The 4,762-nt window shown below is 47.9% G+C and carries 7 protein-coding genes; all 7 read right to left on the reverse strand.

Going from position 1 to position 4,762, the window contains the following annotated elements:
• Positions 1-175 precede the first annotated feature (175 nt).
• Positions 176-604 (reverse strand): hypothetical protein, encoded by a 429-nt coding sequence (locus tag ABJM11_RS12090; RefSeq protein ID WP_348292938.1) that lies wholly within the window; start codon positions 602-604, stop codon positions 176-178.
• Positions 605-718: 114 nt separating this feature from the next.
• Entirely contained in the window at positions 719-1,129 is a 411-nt protein-coding gene (locus ABJM11_RS12095; protein WP_348292936.1) for an immunity 70 family protein, read from the reverse strand.
• A gap of 90 nt (positions 1,130-1,219) precedes the next feature.
• Positions 1,220-1,969: a hypothetical protein gene (locus tag ABJM11_RS12100; RefSeq protein WP_348292934.1), complete on the reverse strand. Its 750-nt coding sequence runs from the start codon at positions 1,967-1,969 to the stop codon at positions 1,220-1,222.
• Positions 1,970-2,067: 98 nt separating this feature from the next.
• Entirely contained in the window at positions 2,068-2,523 is a 456-nt protein-coding gene (locus tag ABJM11_RS12105; protein WP_348292932.1) for a hypothetical protein, read from the reverse strand.
• A 28-nt stretch (positions 2,524-2,551) separates the two neighbouring features.
• The gene (locus ABJM11_RS12110; protein WP_348292930.1) at positions 2,552-2,968 is read right to left on the reverse strand and encodes a hypothetical protein; all 417 of its coding nucleotides are present in this window, start codon (positions 2,966-2,968) and stop codon (positions 2,552-2,554) included.
• Between the two features lie 104 nt (positions 2,969-3,072).
• Positions 3,073-3,561 carry a hypothetical protein gene (locus ABJM11_RS12115; RefSeq protein WP_232903289.1) on the reverse strand — a complete coding sequence of 163 codons (489 nt, stop codon included), beginning with the start codon at positions 3,559-3,561 and terminating at the stop codon, positions 3,073-3,075.
• Positions 3,562-3,740: 179 nt separating this feature from the next.
• Complete coding sequence (locus ABJM11_RS12120) at positions 3,741-4,106, reverse strand: STAS/SEC14 domain-containing protein (RefSeq protein ID WP_348292928.1); 366 nt, start codon at positions 4,104-4,106, stop codon at positions 3,741-3,743.
• Positions 4,107-4,762 lie beyond the last annotated feature (656 nt).

The raw sequence follows: 4,762 nt of genomic DNA on the forward strand, positions 1-4,762 counted from the left end.
TAGTTGTAATGCTTGAAGCGAGGCATGCCAACGACTCCTTGTCCGTTTGCCTGATCCTACCAAACCGGGGTGGAGATTTCGGGGTTTTTCTACAGCCTCAACGCCAACATTAAGCGGCGCCCGACTAGGGCGTCCGGTGGAGGCCCGTCGGGCCGGAACAGACTTAATGCACTTGTTAAAGGTTTTTGAAAGCTGCCCTCGCCTTGTAAGCTTGTACCAATTGGAATATCCCAAGCCCACAGAAGACTGCGGCTAGTGCACTCGACCCATCCATATCCAACTGTAAAAGCCCAGCCATCCCTATCGACAATACTCCGCCTACAATGTATTCGAAAGGCTCATAACTGTATTCAAACTTCAGTGACTGTCCATAAAGGCTGGGCTCAAAATCAACTGGCACTTGCAGTTCTTCCGATTGTTTTCTAGCGAACCGATTAACTTTGACGCGGAAAAATGACCAATAGATGATTTCCTTTCTAGGTAAAGCAATGACCCTGAAAGCTCTACCGCTTGTTCCAGCGGTGACTGGAGTTATGCGCAGACCAGTAACCTTTGAAAGATCACTAACCTTTATCGTCCCATCCAGAAATTGCCTCCGTGCCATGACTAATGATCTACCCTTTAACGCCAATGTTAAGCGGCGACCTTTCTGCAGCGAAGCGGAGAAAAGGGCGTCCGGTGGACGGCCTTCAGGCCGGGAACGTACTTGAACGATTTGTTAGCCAAGACTGACGTCCTCTTGCCGATCTGCCGACACCTGCAAAACCTCCTCTAGCAACGCGAACACATCCCGACCGGTACTGGAGACAAAGTAATTACCCAGGCTTGTAATATCAGAGGATATATTGGTCCCCCATGGTGGCTGAGCATCTCGATTCTCTGCGTCCCACACCACTTCGGATGGTGGAATTTTATCGAGCACCGACTTTGCATCTCGAAGCTCTTCGATCGCTGCTATTGCATGCGAGGATGGCAGGTGACCCTGATATAGCTCGTTCATCAAACGAGGGTATCGACTCCCCCAGCCATTCGTCTCACAGTGGACGCTAACAGTAGAGAAGAATGAATGAACAAAACTCCCAGCACCGATTTCACCGGTAATTGATCCTACAGTAACCCCTACTGCCATGATTTCTCCTTTGGCTAACGCCGCCAGCACGCGCGGCTTTGTAGTGGAGGCGAAGCCGGAACGAAAAAGCCGTCGCTGTGCCTGGCCTTGTTAAATTTTTCCCCTAAGCACTTTCCGAGTGAATTCGCTACACACGCCAGCGATCTGTGATAACAGATCTGGTTGATGCTCTCCGTAGAGCACAACATAGGGTTGTAGCCGCCTTTTAAGTGCGAGGGGATATAGTAGCGACTCATAATATAGCCTACCCAATAACCAAATCGTCCGGATTCGGAGGCGCCCAAGGGAGTCAAGGTTTTCTACCCCAGCCAAAAGCAATCGCTCCTCATGCTCTTTGAACATTGTTTCTATGGGAGTGATATCAGAGGTTGGGGCTTGTTCGGCATAGCCAGATAGCGATTCATGGTCCCATAAGTGGGAAAATTTATTCCTGACCTTTCTCAGCGAATCCATGTCTTTCAGTATATCTTCACTCATCCAGCCAAAGGCGTAGGCAACTTGTATTCTCTTTGACAGACTTGAGAACGGCCCGTACCCAGAGAATAGGCTGTCTCTACCTCCCGGGATGCCCTTGGGCACTTCACGCTTGTACATTTCATCAAGCGCTTCGTCAGCAAATGCGCAAGCTATTACCGGGACAAGCCTTTCATCATCAGATGCTATGGCATCACATACCTTGCTTAACCTCGATACATCGTGAGATTCAGAATTAACCTCTATTGCAAATTTCTTTGCCTGATCCCTCTCGAATGCCTTTGTATAATTTCGATAAACCTGCAGGCCATTTTTTTCGACATCGCTCATATCAAGCGCCGCGATATCGTCATCCCATTCGGACATGCTCGTGACCTCTCAGGAAATTTAACGCCAGTGGTAATGGGCGGCAACGGAGCGCAGCGCAGTTGGCGTCCCGTTGACCACCTTGTTATATATTCACTTTATTTGAACGTACAGCGATTTGGTAACTCGTTTTTGATTGAATTAGGGATGTCGCTCTGAAAAACCAAGTAACCATTTCCTTTGGTAAAAACCTCAATTTTTATATTTTTTCTACCACCACCAATATAGTACTCGCCCCAACTTGGCCACTTTTTGAAAACACGCCCTGTAAAGTATAATTTTTCTTCTCCTACAACAATCTCCATTGGGCTAGTTATTTTTTTCGGTAATAAAAAACCATTGATACCGTTTTCGACCAAGAAAGGAGTATCAGCAGCGTCATCATTGACGCCCCCTATAGACCAAATATATGCTCGATTTTTATTCAGCTCTTTAAAAAAACTCTTAACTGTTTGATTGGAAGTGGGAAAGCAGTTTGCTTCTATTTCTTGGTCACTAAACATCGCAGAACAGCCTGCTAAGAAAATTACAGATAGAACACTATACAGTTTCACCTTAAAACCATCCCTGGATATATAACGCTCAAAGCAGCTGCGCGGTACGCGTCGGCTGGCTTTGCTTGTTATATTTTTTTGAAATTACAGCTGCAAGTGAATAAAACACACCTGACAACGCCAGCCAAAATAGCACTTGCATGGTTAGTGAATCTAAAAGCTCAATCGAAAGCACAAACCAATGTGCTGCTCCGAGTAGCAGTGTTACCAGCACAGCTAGTCCGTTGAGCATGTTTACTTTGGATACCAACTGAACCGTGATTAGTGCAACTAAAGATATAAAACCGTACGCTAAGCCAATTAACAAGCTAAGTTCGAAGATGCCCCAACAGCCAAATTTTGGATCACAGCTACCAATAAGCAATATTTTGTATGCCTGATAAGCGGTTATCGGCAACATAAATAAAAGTAGTGACGTTGATACAGTTATAATTATCGTGCTCATGACTACTCAAAAAATATAACGCCTGCAGCATGCGCGCCTGCGGAATGGAGCCGAAGGCGCAATGTAGTAGGCGTCGCCGTGCCTGCACTGGTTAAAACCTACCATCAGGAACCACCGGGTTTAGCCAACCGCACCGCAACGTTGTTGTGTTGCGATCCAGTTTCATTCTCATGCTGTGAGCCGAAAAGGTTGACCCACTGCCCCTGAACCAACAGCAACTCCCCGTTACCAGCACTGCTCCCATTGCTTGTAGTGTAATTGCCAGCATAGTTGAACTGAAATTGGTCGGACGAGCCCATGATTGGCTTGAGTTCATAACCTATGGACAACTCACTGGAAGAGGCAAAGCCTTTATCCTTGCTCGATACGCTAACCCTTAAAAATCCCGATTCCTCCAGAAAACTTGGCAATAAATCAGAGGGTAAGCTATCCGGTTTTGTGGCCTGACACTCACAATACCGAACCTCCAACACCAGCGGTTTATTGGCGAGATAGTCTTCAGGGGCCGAGTTTTCGGCAAGGGCAATGCTAGGGATCAAGGATAGGAAGAACAGATTAACCCCCAGAGTAATTTGTGATGCGATCCGTTGCATGTAACCTCCTGTATTTACGTTTTAACGCCGCCAGCATGCGCGGCTACGGAATGGGGGCGAAGCCGCAATGGAGTAGCCGTCGCCGTGCCTGGCCTTGTTAGCGCAATTCGCTGTTTTAGCCTCAAAGTCCTTGGGTATGTAGCCTGCCCTATTTCCCCGCCATTCTGGATGCGGCTAGTTCACGTCGACAGCCAAGCCTCGGCTTCGGCCTCTTCATCGAGACCGAAGGCCTTGACCTCGAAGCCCGGAATCAGCATTCCTTCTATCTCGCTGGCTTTCCTGACCCATTCCTTGTCGGTTATCACGGCAGTCCGGTCGTACTTTCGAACGAGGCCGAACAGGGAAGGCAGCCTGGAAAGCTCCACTGCAAACGCACCCAGCGACGGCAGATCAAAGTCGTGAATCAGGCCACGCATGCTTCCGTTCGTTATTTGGTCGGAACTGGCGATCAAGTCGTCAATTCCGACTCTCATTTCTTCTGCCGTGATCTTCCCGCTGATCTCGATGTGAACGCGATTATCTGAAACTTTTTCTACCTTGAACATATGAACGCCCCCTCAGATTGCTATGTGAACAGCCCCGCGTTTTCGCGTTGGACTTCTTCCAGACCCTGCCTCGCGACAACGCCCTTGTCTTTTCGCTAACGCTGAGCTTAGCGGCGGCCTTGTAATGGAGGCGAAGCCGCAATGTAAAGGGCGTCCGGCGGCCATCGGCCGCGTACTACAGCGACTTGTTAAAGCAAGGCAGCACCTTTAACCAATGAGTCGCAACCATCTCTTTGAACATTAAGCCTCTAATCTTTGAAACCATGGATATTGCCTGTGTACGCAGCATTACCAGTAAAAAATGTGCAAAGGTGAACAGCGATTAACGCTAATATGTAAGGAAGCGATGGGCCAGGTGGCTTTGTAAAAAACTTATACAGTAGCAGCAGCTCTAACGCTAAGACGCAGAGAAAAACCAATCCAAACAATGTTCTGACAAAAGGCCCAATATCTCCAGGCCGCTCACTATTCTTTTGACTCATCCATGTACCTTTTGACTGACTATCCTTAGCCTTTAACGAGGCCGTAGAAAAACCCGATTCCGAGTCGTTCCCAGCACCTGATTCCTAAAATTTTTGTAGCGGCCACCAGCTAGTCGATTCTCGCCATTCCGATGATCAGCCATCAATTTCGCCCATTTGATAAGGTTAATGCCG

It is taken from the genome of Marinobacter sp. (assembly GCF_039977835.1).
Taxonomy (GTDB): Bacteria; Pseudomonadota; Gammaproteobacteria; order Pseudomonadales; family Oleiphilaceae; genus Marinobacter.